This window comes from Methyloceanibacter sp. (genome assembly GCF_050728395.1).
Taxonomy (GTDB): Bacteria; Pseudomonadota; Alphaproteobacteria; order Rhizobiales; family Methyloligellaceae; genus Methyloceanibacter.
This window is the reverse complement of the sequence record NZ_JBOHJB010000002.1, coordinates 1-22,218: the sequence shown is the minus strand read 5'-3', so window position 1 is coordinate 22,218 and position 22,218 is coordinate 1. Positions and strand designations below refer to the sequence as shown.

Below are 22,218 nucleotides of genomic sequence, written 5' to 3'. Positions count from 1 at the left end.
CTTCCCATGTCCTAAGGCAACACGCAATTGAAGATCACCCGTCTTCGCCTTCTCGGCTTCAAGTCCTTCGTCGAGCCGACCGAGATCCTGATCGAGCCGGGGCTCACCGGCGTGGTCGGGCCGAATGGCTGCGGCAAGTCGAACCTGCTCGAGGCGCTGCGCTGGGCCATGGGCGAGACCTCCTATAAGAGCATGCGCGGCTCGGCCATGGACGACGTGATCTTCGGCGGCTCGCAATATCGTCCGGCGCGCAATACCGCCGAGGTGACGCTGTTCATCGACAATAACGCGCGCACCGCACCGGCGGAGTTCAACGACGCCGACGATTTGGAGGTGACCAGGCGCATCGAGCGCGAAGTTGGCTCGGCCTACCGGGTCAACGGCAAGGATGCGCGCGCCCGCGACATTCGCCTCCTGTTCGAGGACGCCGCGACCGGTGCGCGTTCTCCCGCGCTGGTGCGCCAAGGCCGGATCGGGGAGATCGTCAATTCCGCGCCGCAGGAGCGCCGACGCGTGCTAGAAGATGCGGCCGGCATTGCCGGCTTGCACAGCCGGCGCCACGAAGCCGAGCTTCGCCTCAAGGCCACCGAAGCCAATCTCGAGCGCCTCGGCGATCTTATCGGCGAGCTCACTACGCAATTGCAGGCGCTGAAGCGCCAGGCCCGCCAGGCCCAGCGCTACCGCGAGATTTCCGGAAAAATCCGCGAGACCGAGGCTTTGCAGCATCATCTGCACTGGGTTTCGGCCTGCGCCCATGTTGAACAGGAAGAGGCAGCGTTTCAGGCCGCCCTCGGCATGGTCGCCCAGGAAACCAAGGCTGAAGGCGAGGCGTTGCGCCAGCAGGCCGAAGCCGCCGAGGAACTTCAGCCCTTGCGCGACGAGGAAGCGGCGCGCGCCGCGGTGCTGCATCGCTTGAGCGTCGAGCGCGATGCGCTCGAGCGCGAGGAGGCGCGAGCCAAGGCGCGCCAGGCGGAGTTGGAGACGCGGCTGGCGCAGGCCTCGCGCGACCTCGCCCGCGAGGAAGAGCACATCGCCGAGGCTGAAAACATGTTGCGCGGACTTGGCGAGGAGGGGCGTCGCCTTGAGGCGGCAAGCTCTCGCGACCGTCAAGAGCCGCTATTGCGCGAGGCCGCGGCAAGGGCCGGAGAGACGCTTGCTGCCGCCGAGCAGGTGTTGAGCCAGGCGACCACCGGGCTCGTCAAGGCTCGCGCCGAGGGTGGTCGTCTTGAGAGTGAGAAAACCAAGATCGAGGAGCGCTTGGCCCAGCTGGAAGCCCAAGCGAGCGAGCTCGGACAGAACCTCGCCCAGCTCGAATCCGAAGCTGGAAGCGACACAAAGCTCGCCGAGCTCAATGCCGAGCTCGCCAGGCTTTCGACTCTCGTCGAAGGGATCGAGGCTGAGCTTGCCACCGCCGAATCCGATGAGGATGCCGCGCGGTTCCATGAAGCAAAGATGCGCGCTCTGGCCGCTTCCGCCAAGCTTGTTAGCCAGGAAGTAGAGACCGAGCTTGCCACGCTGATCAAGCTGCTCGCGCCGGTTCATGACGGCGAATGGATTCCGATCGTCGATGAGATCAAAGTTGATTCCGGTTACGAGCAGGCGCTTGGGGCGGCCCTTGGCGACGATCTCGACGCCGCTGACAATGAGACGGCGCCGGCCCATTGGCGGTTCGCGGTAGCACGCGCAGGCGATCCAGCGCTCCCTGAGGGCGCAACCCCGCTCAGCCAGTTCGTCCAAGCGCCAAGGGCTCTGGCACGCCGCCTCGCCCAGATCGGCGTCGTCGCGGCAGAGCGAGGGCGGGATTTGCAAACAGAGCTTGCCCCTGGGCAGCGGCTCGTGTCCAGGGAGGGCGATCTCTGGCGCTGGGACGGCTATAGCATCAGGTCCGGTGCAGCGAGCGCGGCCGGGGCACGGCTCGTCGAGCGGAGCCGGCTCGAGGCGCTCAAAGACGAAAGAGCCAAGGCTGAGGCCCATGCAAGCGCCGCTGAGGCTGAACTCGCCGAGGCCACGGGCAAAGCCGAGAGTGCCGGGCAGAAGACCAAGACTCTTCGCCACAGGGCCAAGGAGGCGCACGGCGAGCTTGACCGCACGCGCGACGCAATCGCCGCCGCCGAGCATGCGGCCCAGTCCAACAGTAAGCAGCTCGGCGCCCTCGCCGAAGCGATCGCGCGAACCCGCGCTGCACTTGACGAAGCGCGCCAACAGGGCGAGCAGGTCAAGACCGCCTTGCTTGGTCTTGTCCCGCTCTCTTTTCTCGAAGCTTCACTCGAGAGCGCGCAAGCGAAGGCCGCTGCGAGCCGCTCGCAAGCGGCCAGGGCAGAGGCGGCATTGGAAGGCTTCGAACGGGAAGCGCGGCTGAGGCAGGAGCGGCTCGAGGCGATCGCGGCCGAGCAGGAGCTCTGGCAGAACCGCATCGCCAAAGCGCGCGAGCAGATCGAAACCTTGCGCGCGCGCGAGGCCGAGACGCGTGCCGACCTTACCGCGCTCGCCAATCTCCCGGCAGAAATCGAGCAGCGGCGCGGGCGCCTGCTCGATGCCATCAATGCTGCCGAGCGCGAGCGGAGCAAGGCCGCCGACGATTTGGCGATCGCCGAGACCGAGCTCAAGCGCCGCGAGAAGGCCTTGCGCGAGGTGCAGGAGAAGCTCGCGGGCGCGCGCGAGGCGCGGGCGCGCAGCCAGGCGCTGCTTGAGTCGGCGCGCGAGCGCCGCAGCGAGGTCGCCCACGCCATTCGCGAGCAGCTCGATTGCGCGCCGGAAGCATGCCTTGCGCTTGCCGCCATGAAGCCCGGCGCTCCCCTTCCCGCCCTTGCCGAGGTCGAGGGGCGGCTTTTGAAGCTCAGAGGCGATCGTGAGCGGCTTGGCGGCGTCAATCTGCGCGCCGAGGAGGAAGAGGCCGACATTGCCACCCGGCTTGAGGAGATGGAGCGCGAGCGCGCCGATGTGGAACAGGCGATCGCCCGCCTCCGCCAGGGCATCTCCAATCTGAACCGCGAAGGCCGCAAGCGGCTGCTTGAGGCCTTCGACAGCGTGAACGAACACTTCCAGCGCCTGTTCCAGACCTTGTTCGGCGGCGGTACCGCCGAATTGCAGCTCGTCGATTCCGACGATCCCTTGGAGTCGGGGCTTGAGATCCTCGCCTGCCCGCCTGGCAAGCGCGCGCAAGTGCTGACGCTCCTGTCTGGCGGCGAAAAAGCGCTCACCGCGCTCGCGCTGATCTTCGCCGTGTTCCTCACCAACCCCTCGCCGATCTGCGTGCTCGACGAGGTTGACGCCCCGCTCGACGACGCCAATGTCGAGAGGTTCTGCCTGCTCATGGAGGAGATGGCCAAGGAGACCGACACGCGGTTCCTCATCATCACCCACCACCCACTCACCATGTCGCGCATGAGCAGGCTGTTCGGCGTCACCATGGCCGAGAGGGGCGTGAGCCAGCTCGTCTCCGTCGATCTCGAAACGGCGGAGCGCCTCCGCGACGCGAGCTAGCGCATTCCCTGGCCTCACCCTTCGAGATGGGCCTTCGGCCCTCCTCAGGGTGAGGTGTAGCGCCTCATGCTGAGGAGCCGCTGAAAGCGGCGTCTCGAAGCGCAAGGCCACAGCCGAAACCCCAAGCTTTCAGGCCTCGCAAGACCCCTTTTCCCGTCCTTGACAGCGCCAAAGGCCAAACTTTAAGGTGCCGCCGAAGCTTGGGCCGGCCGGCCCTTTAAGCCGTTCCCAAAGATCGAGCAGCGATATGGCGGGAGCCGTTGAGAAGCCCGGACGCGGCCACAGGGACCGCGAAACTGAGGCCATTAAGCGGCGCTTGCACGATCTGGAAGGCAAGGTTCGCGACGCGCGTTCGCGTCATGAACCTGCATCTTCCGCAAGCCAAGATCGGGGCTCGGCCATGGGGGAGGCGCTCAAGCTTTCGACCGAGATGATCGCCGGCGTCGCCGTCGGTGGCTTCATCGGCTGGGCGCTCGATCGCTTGTTCGGGACTGCCCCGATCCTGATGGTGGTGTTCCTGATCCTTGGAGCCGCCGCCGGGATCTTGAACGTGGTACGGAGCGCGCAAAGGCGGCAGGCCGCGGCGGGACCCCTGCCAGGCAATGATTTGCCTGCTGACGATGACGACGACTAGGAGCGTGAGACATTGGCTGCTGAGCCGCCCGGACTGGAGAATGTGGAGCCCACGGCGCACGGTGCAGGGAGCGGGCTGCCCAACCCCATGCATCAGTTCGAGATCGAGCGGATCATTCCGCTCAAATTGTTCGGCTTCGACGCCTCCTTCACCAACTCCGCCCTGTTCATGGTGATCGCCGCCGGCCTCATCACGCTCTTTACCCTCTACGCTATGCGCTCGCGCGCGCTCGTCCCATCGCGGCTCCAGTCGGTGGCTGAAATGTCCTACGAGTTCGTGGCAAGCATGGTGCGCGACAATGTCGGCACCGACGGCATGAAATATTTCCCCTTCGTGTTCACGCTGTTCATGTTCGTGCTCACGCTGAACATGCTCGGCATGGTGCCCTATTCCTTCACCGTGACCAGCCACATCATCGTCACCTTCGCGCTTGCCGCCTTCATCTTCATCGGCGTCACGCTGATCGGCTTCTGGAAGCACGGTGCGCATTTCCTAAAATTTTTCGTGCCGGACGGCGTGCCCTTCGTCATGCTGCCGCTGCTCGTGGTCATCGAGGTGATCTCCTATCTCACCCGACCTTTAAGCCTGTCGGTGCGGCTGTTCGCCAACATGATGGCCGGCCACACCATGCTGAAAGTGTTCGGCGCCTTCGTGGTGGCGCTCGGCTTTCTCGGCGGCTGGGCTGCGCTCGGCTTCATGGTGGCCTTCACCGGGCTTGAAATCCTGGTCGCGTTCCTCCAGGCCTATGTGTTCGCCATCCTCACTTGCATCTACCTCAACGATGCCCTGCACATGCATCATTGAGCGACGAATTCACCTTTAACTTCAATCCTCAAGGGGAGAGTAGACATGGATCCTTCAGCAGCGAAATTGATCGGCGCAGGACTTGCCTCGATCGCGCTGGTCGGCGCTGGCGTCGGCATCGGCACGATCTTCGGCAACTATCTGCAAGGCGCCCTGCGCAATCCCTCCGCCGCACCCGGGCAGTTCGCCAATCTTCTGCTCGGCTTTGCTTTGGCCGAGGCCACCGGCCTGTTCGGCCTCGTGGTGGCGCTGATCATCCTGTTCGTGTTCTAGCGTTACCCCGCCGGGTAACCGAGAGGCACAGGCCCATGCCGCAGCTCAACCCACTCGACTGGGCGCCGCAGCTCATCTGGCTCGTCATCACCTTCGGCGTTCTCTACCTGCTGATGAAGCGGGTGGCGTTGCCGAAGATAGGCAGCGTGATCGAGATGCGGCAAGGGCGTATCTCGGGCGATCTCGCAGAGGCCGACAAGCTCAGGCACGAAACCCAGGAAGCCATCGCCGCCTACGAGCAGGCGCTGGCCGAGGCCAAGGCGCGGTCCCATGCAATCGCGCAAGAGGGCCGCAACAGGCTGAAGGACGAGGTCGCGGCCGAGCGCTCCGCGCTCGAGCGGGACCTTGCCGCCAAATCGGCGGAGGCCGAAGCGCGCATCCTTGAGGCCAAGGACTCGGCGCTTAAGGACGTCAATGCCGTGGCCTCGGAGACCGCGGCGGAGATCGTGCGACGGCTGATCGGCGTGGCACCATCGCAGACCGAAGTCGCCGCGGCGGTTGCCGGCGCGCGCAAGGAGTGACCATGGAATTCATCACCGAGCCTGAGTTCTGGGTCGCCGTATCGTTTTTCATCTTCTTGGGCGTGCTGTTCTATTTCGGCGTGCACAAGAAGCTTGCCAGCGTGCTCGATGCGCGCGCGGCTGAGATCGGCAAGGAGTTGGATGAAGCGCGCCGCTTGCGCAACGAGGCCGAGAAGGTTCTCGCCGATTACCGCCGCAAGGAAGGCGAGGCGGCAAACGAAGCCGGTAGCATCGTCGCGCTTGCCGCCAAGGAGGCGGAAATATTCGCCGCCGAGACCCGGAAATCGGTGAAGGAGCATTTCGACCGCCGCATGAAGCTTGCCGAGGAGAAGATCGCGCGGGCCGAAGCCGACGCGATACGCGAGGTGAGAAGCGTGGCGGTGGATGCCGCGATCGCCGCGGCGCAGACCCTGATCGCCGAGAAGCTGACGCCGGACCGGGCGGAGAAGCTCGTCTCGGAGAGCATCGACACGCTCAAATCGAAGCTGAACTAGCGGCCGCCTCCGATTTGTCCGATACCCTTTCGGATGCCACTTTCTCTGTTCGTACACACGAAGAACAGAGTTGGGACTACGGGGCGAAGCAAGCGCCAGATCCAAGCGGGCAGACCGGAGACCAGTCGAGGCAAACCGGTATTTTCCTTTTCAACTGCGAGGCGTATGGCTCGTAGCGTGACATCCTCGGCCTGAAAGCCCTGCAGTTGAAGCAGGCGAAGAATCTCTTGGCGCGACAACGGGTACCATTCGTACTTGTCGGCTTTTCGGGTCAATCGCAAATAGCTATGGGCCAGATGCCTCGGCAGCCAACCCAGTAAGGGGAGTCGATAGTGGGCATCGATGAGACCCCAGCGGTTCGGAACGGCAATATAGAGCTTGCCACCGTCGCGCAGGCAGCGGCCGATCTCAGCCAAATGCGTGTGCTGCTCTCGACCCGCAAAATGCTTGATGACATGGTTGGAAATAATGAAGTCGAAGCGCCCGTCTGGAAACGGGAGTTCGGTCCCGCGTATATCGGTGAACTGATACCCCGAACTGACTCGTTCTGAATCGACGACACCGACGGCGAAAGTACCGGCCTCCCCGAAGCCCAGCTTGGAGAAATAGGCTGGAATGTAATCGGAGCCCGACCCGAAATAGAGCATTGTGGCACCGGGCGACGGTCGGACGATTCCGGACAGCATCGCGATCTTTTGCGCTTTCGCGGTGCGCGACCTCTCGTCGAGCTTGGCGCGAGAGCGCGGCGGCCCCATGCTATGACTCCCAGCTGACAAAACCGCTTCTCCCTCGGCGGCAGCCAATGCCGAAGGGTGAAAAACGAGCTCAGGAAATCGCTCTCCAATGCGAGCGGACTTGGACACGATAGTCAATCACAGTCGAATGATGCTTTTGAAGGCTGTATTCGGGGGTGCCTCTTACAACGCACGAAGCGCCTCGTTGCCAGGGCCGTCAAACTGGCCCAGGATTGTGCGTCAAAGAGTGATTTGGCCGCCAGTCGCCGTCGGTGCACGTGCAAGAGACATCCGAAGATCAGCCAGCATCCGCCGCTCAAACGCCGGCGCCCGGCCAGCGGCCGCTGCTGATCTATGACGGCGATTGCGGGTTCTGCGTCTATTGGGCGCGCTACTGGCAGAAGCTTACCGGCGACCGTGTCGACTACCGGCCCTACCAAGACGTCGCGCCGCAATATCCCGACATCCCGCAGGCCGAGTTTCAGCGCGCGGTGCAATACATCGCGCCTGACGGACGCCGCGCCAGCGCCGCCGAGGCGAGTTTCCTCACCCTGAGCAACGCGCGCGGCAAGGCGTTCTGGCTCTGGCTCTACCGACATGTGCCCGGCTTTGCGCCCGTCTCGGAATGGGCTTACGCCTTCACCGCCGCGCACCGCCCGGCTTTCTTCCGCATCAGCCTGTTGTTGTGGGGCAGAAACCACGAGCCGCCGCGCTACGACCTCGTCTCCTTCCTGTTCCTGCGACTGCTCGGCCTCGTCTACCTCGCAGCCTTCGTCTCCTTCGCCGTGCAGGCGCAAGGGCTGATCGGCAGCCACGGCATCCTGCCGCTCGCCGAATTCGTCAACAACGTCGCTGCGCGTTTCGGACCTGAGCGCTTCTACCTCGTGCCGATGGTGTTCTGGCTGAACGACAGCGACGCCGCCATTGCTGCCGTGTGCTGGGCGGGCGCCGGGCTGTCTTTGCTGCTCGTCGTGAACGTTCTGCCGCGCCTCACCCTGTTTCTGCTCTTTGCACTCTACCTTTCGCTCACCTATGCCGGGCAAACCTTCATGACCTACCAGTGGGAGGCGTTCCTGCTGGAGACCGGGTTTGCCGCTCTTCTGATGAGCTTCGCCACGATTCCGGGCATCTGGCTGTTACGCTGGCTGCTGTTCCGCTTCATGTTCATGTCGGGCGTGGTCAAGCTGTTGAGCCTCGATCCGAGCTGGTGGGACTTATCGGCGCTCTCCTATCACTTTTTTTCCCAGCCGCTGCCCACGACGATCGCGTGGCACGCCGCGCAGTTGCCGCCGGGCCTGTTGAAATTCGCTACCGGCACGATGTTCGTCATCGAGCTCGTTCTGCCGTTCCTGATCTTCGCCCCGCGGCGGCTTCGGTTCTTCGCGGCCTTCGGCTTCCTGCTGCTCGAATTTTCCATTCTCATCACCGGGAATTACAACTGGTTCAATTTTCAGACCATGTTGCTCTGCCTGCCGCTGTTCGATGACGCGGCGTTGCGCAGCCTATTGCCGTCTCGCCTGCCCCGGCTGCTGCAGCCAAGACCTCATGCCCCGCGGACGGCGGTGACGGCGGTGGTCGGCGCCGTGGCTTTGTTGCTGGTATTTTGCAGCCTGGTGCGGATGGATCTGCGTTTCGGCGGCAGCCCGCCGGACTTTGCGCGGACGGTGGACGGCTGGTTCAGCCCGCTGCAGATGGTCAGCGCCTACGGACTGTTTTCGATCATGACCACGCAGCGGCGCGAGATCGTGATCGAGGGCTCTTATGACGGCGTCGATTGGCACGAATACGAATTCCGTTACAAGCCGGGCGATGTCGCGCGCGCGCCGCCCTGGAACATCCCGCATCAGCCGCGCCTCGACTGGCAGATGTGGTTCGCAGCGCTCGACAATCCGCAGCGCCTTCGCTGGTTTTGGCGGTTCCTCGAGCGGTTGCTGGAGAATGAGCCGACCGTGACGGCGCTGCTTGCGAGCAATCCCTTTGCCGACAAGCCTCCCACTTATGTGCGCGCGCAGTTCTACGACTACACTTTTTCCGGCAGCGATCAGAAGGCGGCCGGCCAATGGTGGGACCGGCGCTTGTTGGGACAGTACTTTCCGGCGGTGCATCTGAAAGTGCGACCCGGCCAATAAGGCGCGCAAACTCCAGCGTTGCGTGATAGGTCCATATTGGCGTCAAGTCTTGCCATTTTGCCTCACCGCGGACTTCTTTTGTTAGTCCTTATCAAGCTTGGATGGTCCCGCTTCGGCTTGTCAGCTCCAAGAAACGAATTGCCCGGATCAGTTGGGGTTCCGCACATACCGCTCGGCGCGGGCGTCCTGGCGCCGGCCCTCTCGTGAGAAATAGCAGTAGCGGGTAACGGGGTCGCTGTGGCGGCAAGACTGAGGAAGCTCTATCACTCGAACGTCGTCACCGCCGTGGGGAGTGCGTTCGCCGAGTTTTATATTCGTCTCGTTGTTCGTACGAGCCGCGTGTTGCGCGACCCTCCAGACACAGACGAGAAGCTTTTCTCCCAGCACCCGCAGATCTTCGCCATGTGGCATGGGCAATTCATGATGGTGCCAGCGATCAGGCCCCAAGCGGACACCGACATCGCCATAATCGTCTCGCGCCACGGCGACGCGGAGATCCTGGCAAATACGATCCAGCGCTTTGGCATGCGCGTGGTCAGAGGCGCCGGCGCCGGCAGGCGGCGGAAGGACCGTGGCGGCGCCGCGGCGCTCAGAGGCGCGCTCCGCGCGCTGAAAAATGGCGCGACATTCGCGCTGACGGCAGATGCTCCGCCTGGCCCTGCCCGCAAGGCTGGCATCGGCATTGCGCTGCTTGCCAAGCTTTCGGGACGGCCCATCGTGCCGTGCGCCATGGCGACCAACCGCTATGTCGCGCTCAATAGCTGGAGCGCGTTTACGCTCAATCTGCCCTTTTCCAAGCTTGCAATCGTCGTTGGCGATCCGATCGTGGTACCGGAGGGCGCGGGCTCGATCGAATTGGAAGCCACGCGGCTCGCCGTCGAGCAGGGCCTAAACGAGGTGACGCAGCGGGCCTATGGCTTGGCAGGCGGGAAGGATCCTCTCGCCTTCCCATTCAGCTTGGAGAAGGCCTAAGCGATCTGACGCAGTGATGGCCCCGGCAGGGCCGATTACCCCGCCCCTGCCTGGCTGCGCTCGAAGGCGACGAACACCTTATAGTCCTCAGGCCGCGTGCCCATGGTGACGGCGAAGCTAATTTCCTTGACTATCGAGAAATAGCCGACCGGATTTTCCGAGGGGACGATGGTCGTGACGCTCGCCGTGTCTTTCGCCAGCACCTTGCGGTCGGCGTCGGCGACCTTGATGTTCACGGGAAGCGTCACCTGCCCCGGCGTGCCCTTTGGTCCAAGCAGCACGCGCCCGGCAAAGCCATATTTCACCACCACGCGGTCGGCATAGATCTGGCACTGACGCGCAAGCCTGGTGATCTCGCCGCGATGCATGATCGCCTGCGCGTCGCCAACCCGGCCGTCGGCGTAAATCGTCAACAGCCGGTCATGCGGCCAAGCCACGATTTGCGGACAATGCAGGTTGTCGCCGGTGAGCTGCGCCATTTGGGGGGCGTCGGCTTTGGCCTCGGCGAGCATCCCATCCTGGCTGACCGGCAGCGGCGCGTCGCCCGATTTGAAGGGATTGGAGAAGCCGGACACGGCGCAAGCAGACAGGAGCAGCGCGGCCAGCAGCACGCTCCCCGCCCGGCAAATCGGCATGAGCCAAAGAGCGCAAGAACGCCTCAACTTGTCCCCGTCCTCAGCTTGACACGCCGGGCCTCCCCGCCTGATATGCCGCGGGGCGAGACCCGCGAAGGCTCGAATGAGGTCTTGGCAGCCGGTTTCCCCGAAATTGGCTGTCAAACTATCCCCAGTCCGGAAGCCCGACAAGGGCCGACTTGGGCGCCTTTTCAGCCCTTTAGCACCGTTCCCGGGACGAAGATGACTGGCATTCGCGACGAGATCAGGCCGCAAGCAGGCCTTCTTCCGCTGACCATCTATGTCGCGGCGCCGCGCGGCTTCTGCGCCGGCGTCGACCGCGCCATCCAGATCGTCGAGCTTGCGCTCGCCAAATACGGCGCGCCCGTCTATGTGCGTCATGAGATCGTCCACAACCGCCACGTGGTGGAAACGCTGAAGGCCAAGGGCGCCATCTTCGTCGAGGAATTGGACGAAATCCCGGCTACCCAAGCGCCGGTCATCTTCTCGGCTCACGGCGTGCCGAAATCGGTGCCGGAGGCTGCGCAAGCGCGCAACCTGTTCTATCTCGACGCCACCTGCCCGCTCGTCTCAAAGGTGCATATCGAGGCCGAGCGCCACCATGAAGCTGGCCGCGAGGTGCTCCTGATCGGCCATGCCGGCCACCCGGAAGTACTCGGCACCATGGGCCAGTTACCGGAAGGCTCCGTCCATCTCATCGAGACCGTCGCCGACGCCCGCGCCTTCACCCCGAAGGACCCCGAGGCGCTCGCCTACACCACCCAGACCACGCTTTCCGTCGACGACACCCGCGCCATCGCCGAGGTGCTCAGGGAGCGGTTTCCACGCATGGTCGGCCCGCACAAGGACGATATTTGCTATGCCACGACCAACCGCCAGGAGGCGGTGAAGCGCATCGCGCCGCTTTGCGACCGCCTGATCGTGGTCGGCTCGCCCAACAGCTCCAACTCGCTGCGACTGGTGGAAGTGGCCGAACGGGCGGGCTGCCCCCGCGCCATGCTGGTGCAAAGCGCAGCCGAGATCGATTGGGGCGATTTCGCAGGGATCAGCAGCCTCGGCGTTACCGCCGGAGCCTCGGCGCCGGAGGTGCTGGTCGAGGCGATCGTCGAGGCCTTCAAGGCCCGCTTTGCCGCTCACGTGGAAAGCGTGGTCACCGCAGAGGAGGACATCGCCTTCAAGCTGCCGCGCCAGCTTCGAGACGGGCCTTCGCGCTAGCATGGCAGTCTATACCGAGGTCGCCGACGAAGAGCTTGACGCCTTCATCGAGAGCTACGACATCGGCGCTCTCACCTCCTGCAAGGGGATCGCCGAGGGGGTCGAGAACTCGAACTATCTCGTGCAGACCGAAGCCGGGCGCTACATCCTGACGCTCTACGAGAAGCGCGTGGCGCCCAAGGACCTTCCCTATTTCCTCGCGCTCATGGAGCACCTTGCCGCTCGCGGCATACGCTGCCCGCTCCCGGTGCATGACCGTGAGGGGCGGAATTTGCGCAAGCTCGCCGGGCGTCCGGCGGCGCTCATCAATTTTCTCGACGGCATCTCGGTGCGGCGCGCTTCGATCGAGCAATGCGCGAGCCTCGGCAAGGCGCTAGGGCGCTTGCACGTGGCGGGCGAAAGCTTTGCGCAAACCCGCGCCAACAGCCTGTCGCTGTCGGGCTGGGAAGCGCTCGTCAACGCCATTGGCGATCGCGCCGACACCGTCATTCGTGGGCTTAAGGCCGAGATTGCCAAGGAGCTCGCCCATCTCGAAAAGGCTTGGCCGCGCGACTTGCCGCAAGGCGTGATCCACGCCGACCTCTTTCCCGACAACGTGTTCTTCCTCGGGCAGGAGGTGTCGGGCCTGATCGACTTCTACTTCGCCTGCAACGACCTGCTCGCCTACGACATCGCCATCTGCCTCAACGCCTGGTGCTTCGAATCCGACGCGAGTTTCAACATCACCAAGGCGCGCGCCTTCCTCCAGGCCTATGAGGGCGTGCGGCCTCTCGCGGCGAACGAGCTTGCGGCGCTGCCAACGCTTGCGCGCGGTGCGGCGCTGCGCTTCCTGCTCACCCGCTCCTATGACTGGCTCAACACCGACGGCGAGGCCCTGGTCAAGCGCAGGGACCCGAACGAATATCTGCGCAAGCTGCGATTCCATCGAAAGGTGAGGTCGTATCGCGACTACGGACTCGGGGAGCACTGAGGATTTGAGCGAAAAGCCAAATGTAGTGATCCATACCGACGGGGCCTGCTCGGGAAATCCGGGTCCCGGCGGCTGGGGTGTCATTCTTCAGTCAGGCCAGCACCGCAAGGAGCTGAAGGGCGGCGAACAGCTCACCACCAACAACCGCATGGAGCTGATGGCTGCCATCTCAGCACTCGAGGCGCTGAAGGCGCCGTCCGATGTCGATCTCTATACCGACTCGAACTATCTCCGCGGCGGCATCACGAGCTGGATCAAGGGCTGGAAGAAGAACGGCTGGCGCACGGCCGACAAGAAGGCGGTGCGCAATATCGAGCTGTGGCAGAGGCTGGAGCAGGCGGCTGAGCGGCACCACGTAAGCTGGCACTGGGTCAAGGGCCATGACGGCCATGACGAGAACGAGCGCGCCGACGAGCTCGCCCGCGAGGGCATGGCGCCTTATCTCGCGCACCGCAAGCGTAAGACGGACGAGGATTGATTGTCCCGAAACTCGCTCTCCCCTCCCCCCTTGAGGGGGAGGGATAGGGAGGGGGGTTCGAAAGAAGACTCGCTCACTGTCACCCCTCACCCTTCCCGCCATGCGACTTGCGCAAAGCGTCGCTCGCGCAAGATCGCGGCGGAAAGCCCTCTCCCTCAAGGGGAGAGGGGAACTGGCCTGGCTCAGCTTTGCGCAGCCTAGTGATGATGGGCGGAAACGCTCTTGGCCCATTCCGACAGGAGCTCGGTCGACGCCGAACTGCTGAGATCGCCAAGGCTGAGAATGCCGACCAGACGCTTGCTCTTGTTGATCACCGGCAACCTGCGGATCTTCAGCGTCTCCATGTGCTTCACCGCCTTGGCGAGGTCATCGTCCTCCCGGCAGCAATGAATGCCCTCGCTCATGACATCGCGCGCCGTCGCCCGGCGCGCATCGAAGCCATTTTGCGCCAACCCTTTGCACACGATGTCGCGGTCGGTCACCATGCCGATCAGCTTGTCGTCCTCTCCGATGGGAATGGAGCCCACGTCGTGCTGACGCATCAGTTTCGCGATCTCGGTGATGGGCGTTTCGGGGCCGACCCAATCGACGCCCTTGTGCATCACTTCTTTGACTTTCATGGCGGAGCCTCCGTTGTTGTTCGCATGCACTCGTCAATGCGAGCGAGGTCCCCCGTCCCTTGCTCGCTACTATACAACGGATTGGTTGACGTGGCACGAGGCCAGCGGTCGCGCTAAACCTTGGCGAGAAGCTTTTCCGCGGTGCTCACATCGGCGACTCCGGGAGACTCTTCCACGTTGAGCACCGTGACCACGCCGTCGTCGACCAGCATGGCGTAGCGCATCGAGCGGGTGCCGAGACCAATGCCGCTGCCGTCGAAGTCCATGCCGATGGCTTTGGTGAACTCGCCGTTACCGTCGGAGAGAAACAACACCTTGCCTTTGCCGCCGGCGGCCTTGGACCAGGCATCGAGCACGAAGGGATCGTTCACGGCGACGCAAGCAATCGTGTGCACGCCCTTCTTCTTGAAGGCATCGGCATGGTCGAGAAAGCCAGGAAGATGCTTGAGATGACAGGTCGGCGTAAAGGCGCCTGGCACCGCGAACAGCACCACTTTCTTGCCGGCGAACACGTCCTTCGTGGTCAGCTTGTCGATTCCCTCCGACCCGAGCACGCGGAAGGTGGCTTCGGGCAGACGGTCTCCGATACCGATACTCATGGTTACCTCCGGGAGGCTTCTGGTGAATTTCGCGGGGACCATACCGGTTTAAGCGGCAACGGCCAAGGCAGCTTGTTGGGTCGAACGGTACTACTCGACCGTGACGCTCGCTTCGCGGGCGCCTTCGTCCGACACGAAGGTGAGCGTTAGAGGCTTGCCCCTGATCGCAGCCGCCTCTTCAGGCGAAGCGAAGCTGACCACGAAGCGCTGCTTGCCGTCTTGCACCGGGCCGAGAGGCTTCGGCACCGGAACGAACGCTCCGCCGGGCGCCTCGACGAAGAGATCGGTGCCGGTGGCATCGTCAGCGAAATTCGCGTCGATGACGAGCTCAGGCTTGGTGCTATCGAGTTTCGCTTCGATGCCGCCTAGGGCCGGCAGCTTGCCCGTCTCGGCAGGCCTTGGCACGAGGTCGACGAAGCGCTTGAGCAAGGGATCGTCCGCCTTCCCTGCCGTGTGCGCGGGAAGCTCGATGCTGAGGTTAGCCTGGTTCGGGATGCACAGCGTCTTGCACAGGCCATAGTCGACATTGAGCTTGAGCTCGACCGGCTCGTCCGGGCGTTCCGGCGTGACCATCACCGGGAACACCACTTCGTCCACATAGCCGATTTCCGTTCCGCTCGCGTCGGTAAAGCGGCGCGGCGCCGGATAGAGCACCTCTGCGCTCCGCAAATTCTTCGATCCGGACCAGTCGAAGCTCGGAGGCACGCCGGAATCGCCGGGCATGCGCCAATAGGTCTTCCAGCCTGGCTCGAGGCGAATCTGGACACCGGCGATCATGCGGTCGCCGCTCATGCCGGCAACGCTGCCGCTCACCAGCCGCACCTTAGAATAGGTCTCCCGGACCCAAGGGGATTCGCCGGGAGAGGCGGCGTGACTTGCGCCGGCGAACGCCAGGCACAAGGTCATGGCAAGAATGCTTCCGAGCAAGCGAGCGCGCTTCATTAGGAATTCGATCATCATCACCATAAGCTTGAAGAGCCGGAGGCAACTCTAGCGGCAACAATTGTGGCGCGCGACGCAAGCCGCAACACTAAGGCGTCACTCTTTCGTGACCCTTGCGACCAAAGTGGCCGCGCGCGCGTTAATCCACCAATTTTCCTTCACAACGGACCGACCTCGCCTGTAGTCTTGTCAGATGCCGCGTTCCACCGCACAGCAACGTCAGCGCGACGGTTACCTCGACGGCAGCCTGCTCGTCGCCATGCCGGCGATGGGCGATCCGCGCTTTGCCCGCGCCGTGATCTATATGTGCGCCCACTCGGCCGATGGCGCCATGGGCATCATCATCAATCACCGCGCACCCAATATCAGCTTCACCGAGCTTCTCGAACAACTCAACATCGTGCCGCCGAAAGAGCGCATCAGGCTGCCCATGGGACTCGGCGCCATGGCGGTGCATCTCGGCGGACCGGTCGAAACCGGCCGCGGCTTCGTCCTGCACAGCGCCGACTATTTCAAGGCTGAGAGCACGCTGCCCATCGACGAGAGCGTGTGCCTCACCGCCACCATCGACATCTTACGCGATATCGCCAAAGGCACCGGCCCCGACAAGGCGCTGCTGGCGCTCGGCTATGCCGGGTGGGAGCCTGGGCAACTCGAGAGCGAGATCCAGGCCAATGGCTGGCTGCATTGCGCGGCCGACCCGGAGCTGATCTTCGATCCGGAAGTCGATCGCAAATATAATCGCGCGCTCGGCAAGATCGGCATCGACCCCTGGCGTCTGGTCAACGATTCAGGACATGCCTGAGGCCGCTGGCTTCGGCCGCGGCGGTGCCGCTTGCGCCACCGGTCTCGCCACCGGCGCCGGTGCGACATGGCCTCTCGCCGCCGCCTTCGACCGCTCGCGCTGCTGCCGCTTGCGGTGGCTCGCGAGCGCCGACAACAGGTCGGCAACCTCCTTCGGCGTCATCGGCTCCCCGTAATAGAAGCCCTGGCCGAACTCGCAGCCGATCGAGCGGAGATAGGCGGCGTCCTCCGCGGTCTCCACGCCTTCGGCGATCACCTCCTTGCCGAGCTCGTGCGAGAGCGCCACGATCGAGCGCAGGATCATCGGCGTCGAGCCGTTGAGCCCTGAGTCGCGCACGAGCGAGCGGTCGACCTTGATGGTGTCGCAAGGGAAGCGGTGCAGGTAGCTCAGCGAGCAATAGCCGGTGCCGAAATCGTCGAGCGCCAGGCTCGCGCCGAAGGTCTTGAGCCAGGTAAGAATCTCCACGGCCCGCTCGGGGTTCTCCATGACCAGGGACTCGGTGATTTCGAGCTTGAGCGTCCCCTTTGGCACCGCCTCCTTGGCGAGGATCAACCTGATCTCCTGCACCAGATCCTGGCGGAAGAGCTGGCGGCTCGACACGTTGACGCTGACGAAGAGCGGGTCGCGCTCGCGCGGCAGCATTTTGTGCCAGCTTCTTGCTTCCTCCAGGGCCTGCCCCAGCACATAGCTGCCGAGCTCGCTGATCAGCCCGGTCTCCTCGGCGATGGGCACGAACTCGTCGGGGCTGAGCTGGCCGCGCGTCGGATGATCCCAGCGGATCAGCGCCTCGAAACCTGCGAGCTGGTTCGAGGCAAGGCGCGTGATCGGCTGGTAGAGCACGACGATCTGCCGCTTCTCGAGCGCCTTGCGGAGTTCGCTTTCGAGCGGCAGCCGGCTATCGTCCTCGCCGCGCATCGAGGCGGTGAAGATCTCGATGCGGTCGGCGCCGGCGCGCTTCGCCCTGAGCATGGCGATCTCGCCCTCGCGCAACAGATCTTGCGCCGTCGGCTGCACCCCGTCATCGACCACGATGCCGATCGAGGCGGTGAGCACGATCTCCTTGCCGCCGATCTTCATCGGCGTGCGCAGCGCGCGCCGCACGCGCTCGGCAAGGGTGGCCACCTGGCGCGGATCGGTCTCGGAGATCATGAGAATGGCGAACTGGTCGCTGCCGAGACGGGCAAGGGTGTCTTGCGGATTGAGATGGCGGGAGAGCCTGCGCCCAAGGGTCAACAGCATGCTGTCGCCGACGGCGAGGCCGAAGCTCTTATTGACGTTCTTGAAGCGGTCGATGTCGATGATCATCACCGTGGGCCGGTTCATCTGCCCTTCGCGGGCGCGGGTGATGGCGCCTTGCAGTCGATCGAGGAACAGCTCGCGGTTCGGCAGGCTGGTCAGGCTGTCATGCACGGCATCATGCATCAGCCGCTCATGCGAGCGCTTGAGGCTGGTGATGTCGCGCATCAGCCCGACGCAGCGGAGCAGCCGGTTATTGTCGCTCGGCGCCGCGCGGGCGCGGAGCTCGTACCACAGATAGCTGCCGTCCTGGCGCTTCAAGCGGAATTCGGTCTGCAGCTCGCCGCCCTGGTTTTCCTGCAGCGACCACAGCATCAGGCGGAAGCGCTCGCGGTCGGCGGCATGCATGTGCTGGAGGAACCGGTCGACGGTGGTGTCGAGGGTGCCAGGCGGCGCGCCGAGCGCTTCCTCGACCTCCTGGGCGACGGTGATCTGATCCTTGCCGGCGTTCCATTGCCAGACGGCGGCGCCTGAGCCGTCGACGGCGAGCGACTTCATCTGCACCTGGCTTACCGGCCCGAGCTGGAGCGGGCCACCGGTCGAGCGGAAGGCGAACTGGGTCACGGTGAAGCCGAGCAGCACGAGGATGAGAACCAGGCCAGCGGCAAGGCCTGAGACCACGATGTCGCCGGACAGCTTGCCGAGCACGATCATGGCGGCGCCGAACAGCCAGACGAGTAGCAGCATCCAGCTCGGGATGAGCAGAAGCGCGCGATCCTGGCCGCGCAGCGCAAGATAGGCGATGAGGCAGGTGCCGATGGCGGCGATGCCGAGGAGCGAGCTGCGGGCGAGGCCTGAGGCGACCCGCGGATCGACGACGGCAAAGAGGACGAGGCCGAACTGGGCGGCGATCCAGCACCAGAACAAGGTCTTGATCCAGCCATGCCACATGCCGATGCGCAGAAAAGCGTAGAGGAAGAGCACGAGGCTCGCCGCCACCGCTGCCTCGGCCGCGGCGCGATAGACCGCCACATGATCGGCATTGACCGGGAACAGCTTGCTCCAAAAGCCGAAGTCCACGCAGAAATAGGCGAGAGCCGCCCAGGCCACGAGCGCGGTCGCCGGGAAGATGGCGCGGTGGTTGGCGGCGAAGATCGCCGTCAGGAAGATGGCGAGCAGTCCGGTGATGCCGAGCAGCACGCCGTTGAACAGCATGCGGTCCTGCTGCTTCGCCTGATAGATTTCTGGATCCCACAGCATGAGCCGCGGCACCTGGCGCGAGCTCAGCTCGGCGGCGAAGGTAATGGTCTGCCCAGGATCGAGGCTCAAGCGGAACATGTCGGCGCGGTCGCTCTTCATGCGCTCGGGCCTGAAGCCCAGTGACGGCGTGATGGCGGCGATCCGGCCGGCGTCGAGATCGGGCGAGAGCACGCGCGAATTGGCGAGCGTATAGCGCGGCGCGGCAAGCCATCGCGTGATGCGTTCGGTGGTCGGGTTGGTGAGCGCGAAGACGAGCCAGCCTGGACTGGTGCCTGCCGTGGTCGCCTGCACCGCCATGCGGCCGACATAGCCGTCCTGGCCCGGCGCGGTCTCGATCTGCAGCTTGTCGCCGCGCCCCTCATAGAGCTCGCCGAGCGACGTGATGTCGAGTTTCTCCTGCTCGGGCTTGACCACGATGGGCTCGACGGCGAAGGCCGACCCGCGCGGCAACGGCATGAGGGTGAGGCCAAAAGCGAGCAGGAGCGCGACAAGACACGCCAAGCGTCCTCTCCTTGCTCCCTGGCCCACTTCCGTCACCTTGCCGTCTATCAATGGCGCTCCCGATCGGCTCCTAACGGCGTTTGTCGCCTTCAAGCAGCGCGTACAGCAGATGGTCTTGCCACACGCCGTTGATCTTCAGATAGCGGCGCGCCATTCCCTCGCGTGTGAAGCCGGTCCTCTCCAGAAGCTTGACGGAGGCGACATTGGCGGGCAGGCAGGCCGCTTCGAGCCGGTGCAGCTCGAGCGAATCGAACACGAAAGGGATAACAGCGCGGACGGCAGCCGTCATATAACCCTTTTGGGCATGCTGGGCGCCGATCCAGTAGCCGAGCGTGCAGGCCTGGGTGACCCCACGGCGCACGTTGCAAAGGGTGAGGCCGCCGACCAGAGAACCGCTTGCCGCCGAGAAGATGAACAGCGCATAGCCCATGTCCTCGCGAAGGTCGCGCAGATAGTGGCGGACCCGGCGGCGGAAGGAGGCGCGGGTCAGTTCGTCGGCGGCCCAGAGCGGCTCCCAGGGCGTGAGGAACTCGCGGCTCGCGGCGCGAAGCTCGGTCCAGTCGGGGTAGTCCGACATTTGCGGCGTGCGCAGGAGCACGCGATCCGATTGGATCACCGGCCCCAGATCGCTAGAGGTGGCGGTACGCAGCAACGCCATGGTCTCAATGCTCCTCAGGCGGCCTCGCTCGAGACATTCGTGAATTTTGCCGCCAGGCTATCGAATCTTGCAACATGAAGAATGGGCCCGACGGTGGCGAGGCTGACGGCTGAGGCAAGCAGGTTCCCTGCCATCCTTTGCACGTCGGCCTGGGTCACGGCCTCGACCTTCTCGATCAGCTCCTGCGTAGTAAGCGGCCGCCCGTGAATGAGAATCTGGCGGGCGAGCTGCTCGGCCCTGGCGCCGCTGCTTTCGAGCCCGGCAAGAAGCCCCATCTTGAGCTGGGCCTTGACCCGCCCGACTTCTTCCTCGCTGAAGCCGCTCTCGGCGGCGCGGTGGAGCTCGTCGCGCAGCACGGCGAGAAGCTCGGCAGCGCGGTCAGGCCCGCAAGCCGCGTAGATCGCGAACATGCCGGTATCGGAAAGGCCGGAGGCGAAAGCGTGGATGGCATAACAGAGCCCGCGGCGCTCGCGCACCTCCTGGAACAGGCGCGAGGACATGCCTCCGCCAAGCGCGCCGGCGCAGACTTGCGCGGCGAAATAATCGGCATGGCGGTAGGGAGGCGCCTCGAAGGCGAGCACCAAATGGGTCTGCTCGAAGGACTTCTCGTTGCGCGCCACGCCGCCGCGGTAAAGCGCTGGCGCGGGCTCCGGCGTCGTGCCCGAATTAAGCGGCGCGAGCAGGCGCTCAGCCTCGGCGAGCAGCCTCTCGTGATCGACGGCGCCGGCGGCGGCGAGCACCATGTTCGGCGCCTGATAATGGGTGGAGAGATAGCTCTTGAGATGGGTGGACTTGAATCCCTTGACGCTGTCGGCGGTGCCGAGGATCGGCCTCCCCGCCGGCTGATCGGGAAAGGCCGTGGTCTGTACCAAGTCGAACACCATGTCCTCAGGGGAATCCTGCGCAGAGGCGATCTCCTGGAGGATCACATCGCGCTCGCGGGAAAGCTCGGTGCGGTCGAAGCGCGGGGCAAGAATGATGTCGCTCAAGATATCCAGCGCAAGTCCGAAATCCTGGCGCAGAACCCGTGCGTAATAGGCGGTCGAGTCGACACCGGTGGCGGCATTGAGCTCGCCCCCCACCGCCTCGATCTCCTCGGCGATGGCTTGCGCGCTGCGGCGGTCGGTGCCCTTGAAGGCCATGTGCTCGAGAAAATGGGCGACGCCGTGCTCTGGCGGGCTCTCGCTGCGGCTGCCGGCGCCGACCCAGAGGCCGAGCGAGACAGTCTCCACATCGGGCCTCGCATGGCTCACCACGGTAAGGCCATTGGCCAGCCTGGACACGACGACACTCACGCGCCGACCCCGGTCGGAGCCTTGTTCGCGGCCTTGCGGCCGTCAGTCTTGGCGCGCGCATGGCTCACGATGAATTGGGCGATGGAGGCATAGTCGTTGGCAAGCACGGTCAGGCGCTCCTCCTGGCCGAGCTTTGCCTTGAGCCGCTCCGGCTGCTCCGGCAGACGGCCGAGCGCTCGCTCGATGGCTTGCGGAAATTTCGCCGCGTGCGCCGTCGACAACACGATCATGGGCGTGTCGACACGCTCGGTCCGCGCGGCAGCGAGCCCCACGGCGGTATGCGGGTCGATCATCACGCCAGTCTCGGCGAAGAGGCCACGGATGGTCATCTCGGTCTCGTGCTCACCGATCGAATGGGCGGCGAAGAGAGCGCGCATCTCGGCGATCTCGCCCTCCTCCAGATGGAAGGCGCCGTGTGCGCGAAGCTCGTCCATGCGCGCGCTGACCTGTGCGTCGTCACGGCCCACGAGCTCGAACAGAAGCCGCTCGAAATTGCTCGCAAGCTGAATGTCCATGCTCGGGCTGGAGGTGGCGATCACGCCCCTTGGCTCGTAAATCCCCGTCGACAGAGCGCGGGCGAGACTGTCGTTGAGGTTCGTGGCAATAACGAGGCGCTTGACCGGCAAGCCCATGCTTCTCGCCGCGTAACCCGCGAAAATATCACCGAAATTTCCGGTGGGCACGGCGAAGGAGACCTCGCGGTGGGGGCTGCCGAGCGCCACGGCCGCGGTGAAGTAGTAGACGATCTGGGCAAGGATGCGGGCGAAGTTGATCGAGTTCACGCCGGTGAGCGAAAGCTCCTCGCGCAAGGGAGCGTCGTTGAACAGCGCCTTCAGAATCCCTTGGCAGTCGTCGAAGGTGCCTTCAACCGCGATGTTGTGCACGTTCGGCTCATGCGCGCTCGTCATCTGCCGGCGCTGCACTTCGGTCACCCGCCCCTTCGGGTGCAGGATGAAGATG

21 protein-coding genes are annotated in these 22,218 nt (G+C 64.3%); 12 read left to right on the top strand and 9 right to left on the bottom strand.

The annotated features are described in order from the left end of the window. Positions 1-27 precede the first annotated feature (27 nt). The 6 genes from smc to ACREC7_RS00850 all read left to right on the top strand — a co-directional run bounded on the left by smc (position 28) and on the right by ACREC7_RS00850 (position 6,209). Positions 28-3,483, top strand: a complete 3,456-nt coding sequence (gene smc, locus ACREC7_RS00875) for a chromosome segregation protein SMC (protein WP_431553794.1) — start codon at positions 28-30, stop codon at positions 3,481-3,483. Positions 3,484-3,730: 247 nt separating this feature from the next. Then, positions 3,731-4,117 carry an AtpZ/AtpI family protein gene (locus ACREC7_RS00870; protein WP_431553793.1) on the top strand — a complete coding sequence of 129 codons (387 nt, stop codon included), beginning with the start codon at positions 3,731-3,733 and terminating at the stop codon, positions 4,115-4,117. Between the two features lie 87 nt (positions 4,118-4,204). After that, on the top strand, positions 4,205-4,921 hold the full coding sequence (locus ACREC7_RS00865) for a F0F1 ATP synthase subunit A (RefSeq protein ID WP_431553851.1): 717 nt from the start codon (positions 4,205-4,207) through the stop codon (positions 4,919-4,921). Positions 4,922-4,966: 45 nt separating this feature from the next. After that, positions 4,967-5,194: a F0F1 ATP synthase subunit C gene (locus ACREC7_RS00860; protein WP_431553792.1), complete on the top strand. Its 228-nt coding sequence runs from the start codon at positions 4,967-4,969 to the stop codon at positions 5,192-5,194. 35 nt (positions 5,195-5,229) lie between these two features. Further along, a complete protein-coding gene (locus ACREC7_RS00855; RefSeq protein ID WP_431553791.1) occupies positions 5,230-5,715 on the top strand; it encodes a F0F1 ATP synthase subunit B in 486 nt (161 codons plus the stop codon). Positions 5,716-5,717: 2 nt separating this feature from the next. Then, entirely contained in the window at positions 5,718-6,209 is a 492-nt protein-coding gene (locus ACREC7_RS00850) for a F0F1 ATP synthase subunit B (protein WP_431553790.1), read from the top strand. Here the strand turns inward: ACREC7_RS00850 and ACREC7_RS00845 are convergent. Next, positions 6,206-6,964: a class I SAM-dependent methyltransferase gene (locus tag ACREC7_RS00845; protein ID WP_431553789.1), complete on the bottom strand. Its 759-nt coding sequence runs from the start codon at positions 6,962-6,964 to the stop codon at positions 6,206-6,208. The genes ACREC7_RS00850 and ACREC7_RS00845 overlap by 4 nt on opposite strands. 257 nt (positions 6,965-7,221) lie before the next feature. Between ACREC7_RS00845 and ACREC7_RS00840 the strand changes: the two genes are divergently transcribed. Together ACREC7_RS00840 and ACREC7_RS00835 are read left to right on the top strand one after the other, a co-directional pair. After that, positions 7,222-9,072, top strand: coding sequence for a lipase maturation factor family protein (locus tag ACREC7_RS00840; RefSeq protein WP_431553788.1), 1,851 nt, complete (start codon positions 7,222-7,224; stop codon positions 9,070-9,072). Between the two features lie 237 nt (positions 9,073-9,309). Then, positions 9,310-10,044, top strand: a complete 735-nt coding sequence (locus ACREC7_RS00835) for a lysophospholipid acyltransferase family protein (protein ID WP_431553787.1) — start codon at positions 9,310-9,312, stop codon at positions 10,042-10,044. A 35-nt stretch (positions 10,045-10,079) separates the two neighbouring features. Here ACREC7_RS00835 and ACREC7_RS00830 read toward each other — a convergent pair whose 3' ends face one another. Then, positions 10,080-10,655: a hypothetical protein gene (locus ACREC7_RS00830; protein ID WP_431553786.1), complete on the bottom strand. Its 576-nt coding sequence runs from the start codon at positions 10,653-10,655 to the stop codon at positions 10,080-10,082. A gap of 246 nt (positions 10,656-10,901) precedes the next feature. Here ACREC7_RS00830 and ispH point away from each other — a divergent pair, with 246 nt between their 5' ends. From ispH to rnhA, 3 genes are read left to right on the top strand one after another with little or no spacing between them, the layout of a single operon-like run. Further along, the gene (ispH, locus tag ACREC7_RS00825) at positions 10,902-11,894 is read left to right on the top strand and encodes a 4-hydroxy-3-methylbut-2-enyl diphosphate reductase (protein WP_431553785.1); all 993 of its coding nucleotides are present in this window, start codon (positions 10,902-10,904) and stop codon (positions 11,892-11,894) included. Position 11,895: 1 nt separating this feature from the next. After that, positions 11,896-12,864, top strand: a complete 969-nt coding sequence (thrB, locus tag ACREC7_RS00820) for a homoserine kinase (protein ID WP_431553784.1) — start codon at positions 11,896-11,898, stop codon at positions 12,862-12,864. 4 nt (positions 12,865-12,868) lie between these two features. Next, entirely contained in the window at positions 12,869-13,342 is a 474-nt protein-coding gene (gene rnhA / locus ACREC7_RS00815) for a ribonuclease HI (protein WP_431553783.1), read from the top strand. A 197-nt stretch (positions 13,343-13,539) separates the two neighbouring features. Here rnhA and ACREC7_RS00810 read toward each other — a convergent pair whose 3' ends face one another. The 3 genes from ACREC7_RS00810 to ACREC7_RS00800 form a co-directional block, all read right to left on the bottom strand. Next, the gene (locus ACREC7_RS00810) at positions 13,540-13,962 is read right to left on the bottom strand and encodes a CBS domain-containing protein (RefSeq protein ID WP_431553782.1); all 423 of its coding nucleotides are present in this window, start codon (positions 13,960-13,962) and stop codon (positions 13,540-13,542) included. Positions 13,963-14,075: 113 nt separating this feature from the next. Further along, on the bottom strand, positions 14,076-14,561 hold the full coding sequence (locus tag ACREC7_RS00805; protein WP_431553781.1) for a peroxiredoxin: 486 nt from the start codon (positions 14,559-14,561) through the stop codon (positions 14,076-14,078). A 90-nt stretch (positions 14,562-14,651) separates the two neighbouring features. After that, a complete protein-coding gene (locus ACREC7_RS00800) occupies positions 14,652-15,467 on the bottom strand; it encodes a protein-disulfide reductase DsbD domain-containing protein (RefSeq protein WP_431553780.1) in 816 nt (271 codons plus the stop codon). A gap of 229 nt (positions 15,468-15,696) precedes the next feature. Here ACREC7_RS00800 and ACREC7_RS00795 point away from each other — a divergent pair, with 229 nt between their 5' ends. Next, positions 15,697-16,308, top strand: a complete 612-nt coding sequence (locus ACREC7_RS00795) for a YqgE/AlgH family protein (RefSeq protein WP_431553779.1) — start codon at positions 15,697-15,699, stop codon at positions 16,306-16,308. On the opposite strand, the gene ACREC7_RS00790 is transcribed toward ACREC7_RS00795, so the two are convergent. From ACREC7_RS00790 to thrC, 4 genes are all read right to left on the bottom strand, one after another. Continuing rightward, positions 16,294-19,305: an EAL domain-containing protein gene (locus ACREC7_RS00790; protein WP_431553778.1), complete on the bottom strand. Its 3,012-nt coding sequence runs from the start codon at positions 19,303-19,305 to the stop codon at positions 16,294-16,296. The two genes, ACREC7_RS00795 and ACREC7_RS00790, sit on opposite strands and share 15 nt — an antisense overlap. A 70-nt stretch (positions 19,306-19,375) precedes the next feature. Further along, on the bottom strand, positions 19,376-19,963 hold the full coding sequence (locus ACREC7_RS00785) for a GNAT family N-acetyltransferase (RefSeq protein WP_431553777.1): 588 nt from the start codon (positions 19,961-19,963) through the stop codon (positions 19,376-19,378). Between the two features lie 14 nt (positions 19,964-19,977). Beyond that, positions 19,978-21,258, bottom strand: a complete 1,281-nt coding sequence (locus ACREC7_RS00780; protein WP_431553776.1) for a M16 family metallopeptidase — start codon at positions 21,256-21,258, stop codon at positions 19,978-19,980. Further along, the coding region (gene thrC, locus ACREC7_RS00775; RefSeq protein ID WP_431553775.1) for a threonine synthase at positions 21,255-22,218 on the bottom strand (964 nt) is incomplete at its 5' end. The genes thrC and ACREC7_RS00780, both read right to left, overlap by 4 nt.

What these genes read in the sequence shown, in the direction of transcription:
- ACREC7_RS00870 (WP_431553793.1), top strand. Translation starts at nt 3,731, where the DNA reads ATGGCGGGAGCCGTTGAGAAGCCCGGACGCGGCCACAGGGACCGCGAA.
- ACREC7_RS00865 (WP_431553851.1), top strand. Translation starts at nt 4,205, where the DNA reads ATGCATCAGTTCGAGATCGAGCGGATCATTCCGCTCAAATTGTTCGGC.
- ACREC7_RS00860 (WP_431553792.1), top strand. Translation starts at nt 4,967, where the DNA reads ATGGATCCTTCAGCAGCGAAATTGATCGGCGCAGGACTTGCCTCGATC.
- ACREC7_RS00855 (WP_431553791.1), top strand. Translation starts at nt 5,230, where the DNA reads ATGCCGCAGCTCAACCCACTCGACTGGGCGCCGCAGCTCATCTGGCTC.
- ACREC7_RS00850 (WP_431553790.1), top strand. Translation starts at nt 5,718, where the DNA reads ATGGAATTCATCACCGAGCCTGAGTTCTGGGTCGCCGTATCGTTTTTC.
- ACREC7_RS00845 (WP_431553789.1), bottom strand. Translation starts at nt 6,964, where the DNA reads ATGGGGCCGCCGCGCTCTCGCGCCAAGCTCGACGAGAGGTCGCGCACC.
- ispH (WP_431553785.1), top strand. Translation starts at nt 10,902, where the DNA reads ATGACTGGCATTCGCGACGAGATCAGGCCGCAAGCAGGCCTTCTTCCG.
- thrB (WP_431553784.1), top strand. Translation starts at nt 11,896, where the DNA reads ATGGCAGTCTATACCGAGGTCGCCGACGAAGAGCTTGACGCCTTCATC.
- ACREC7_RS00810 (WP_431553782.1), bottom strand. Translation starts at nt 13,962, where the DNA reads ATGAAAGTCAAAGAAGTGATGCACAAGGGCGTCGATTGGGTCGGCCCC.
- ACREC7_RS00805 (WP_431553781.1), bottom strand. Translation starts at nt 14,561, where the DNA reads ATGAGTATCGGTATCGGAGACCGTCTGCCCGAAGCCACCTTCCGCGTG.
- ACREC7_RS00800 (WP_431553780.1), bottom strand. Translation starts at nt 15,467, where the DNA reads ATGACCTTGTGCCTGGCGTTCGCCGGCGCAAGTCACGCCGCCTCTCCC.
- ACREC7_RS00795 (WP_431553779.1), top strand. Translation starts at nt 15,697, where the DNA reads ATGCCGCGTTCCACCGCACAGCAACGTCAGCGCGACGGTTACCTCGAC.
- ACREC7_RS00785 (WP_431553777.1), bottom strand. Translation starts at nt 19,963, where the DNA reads ATGGCGTTGCTGCGTACCGCCACCTCTAGCGATCTGGGGCCGGTGATC.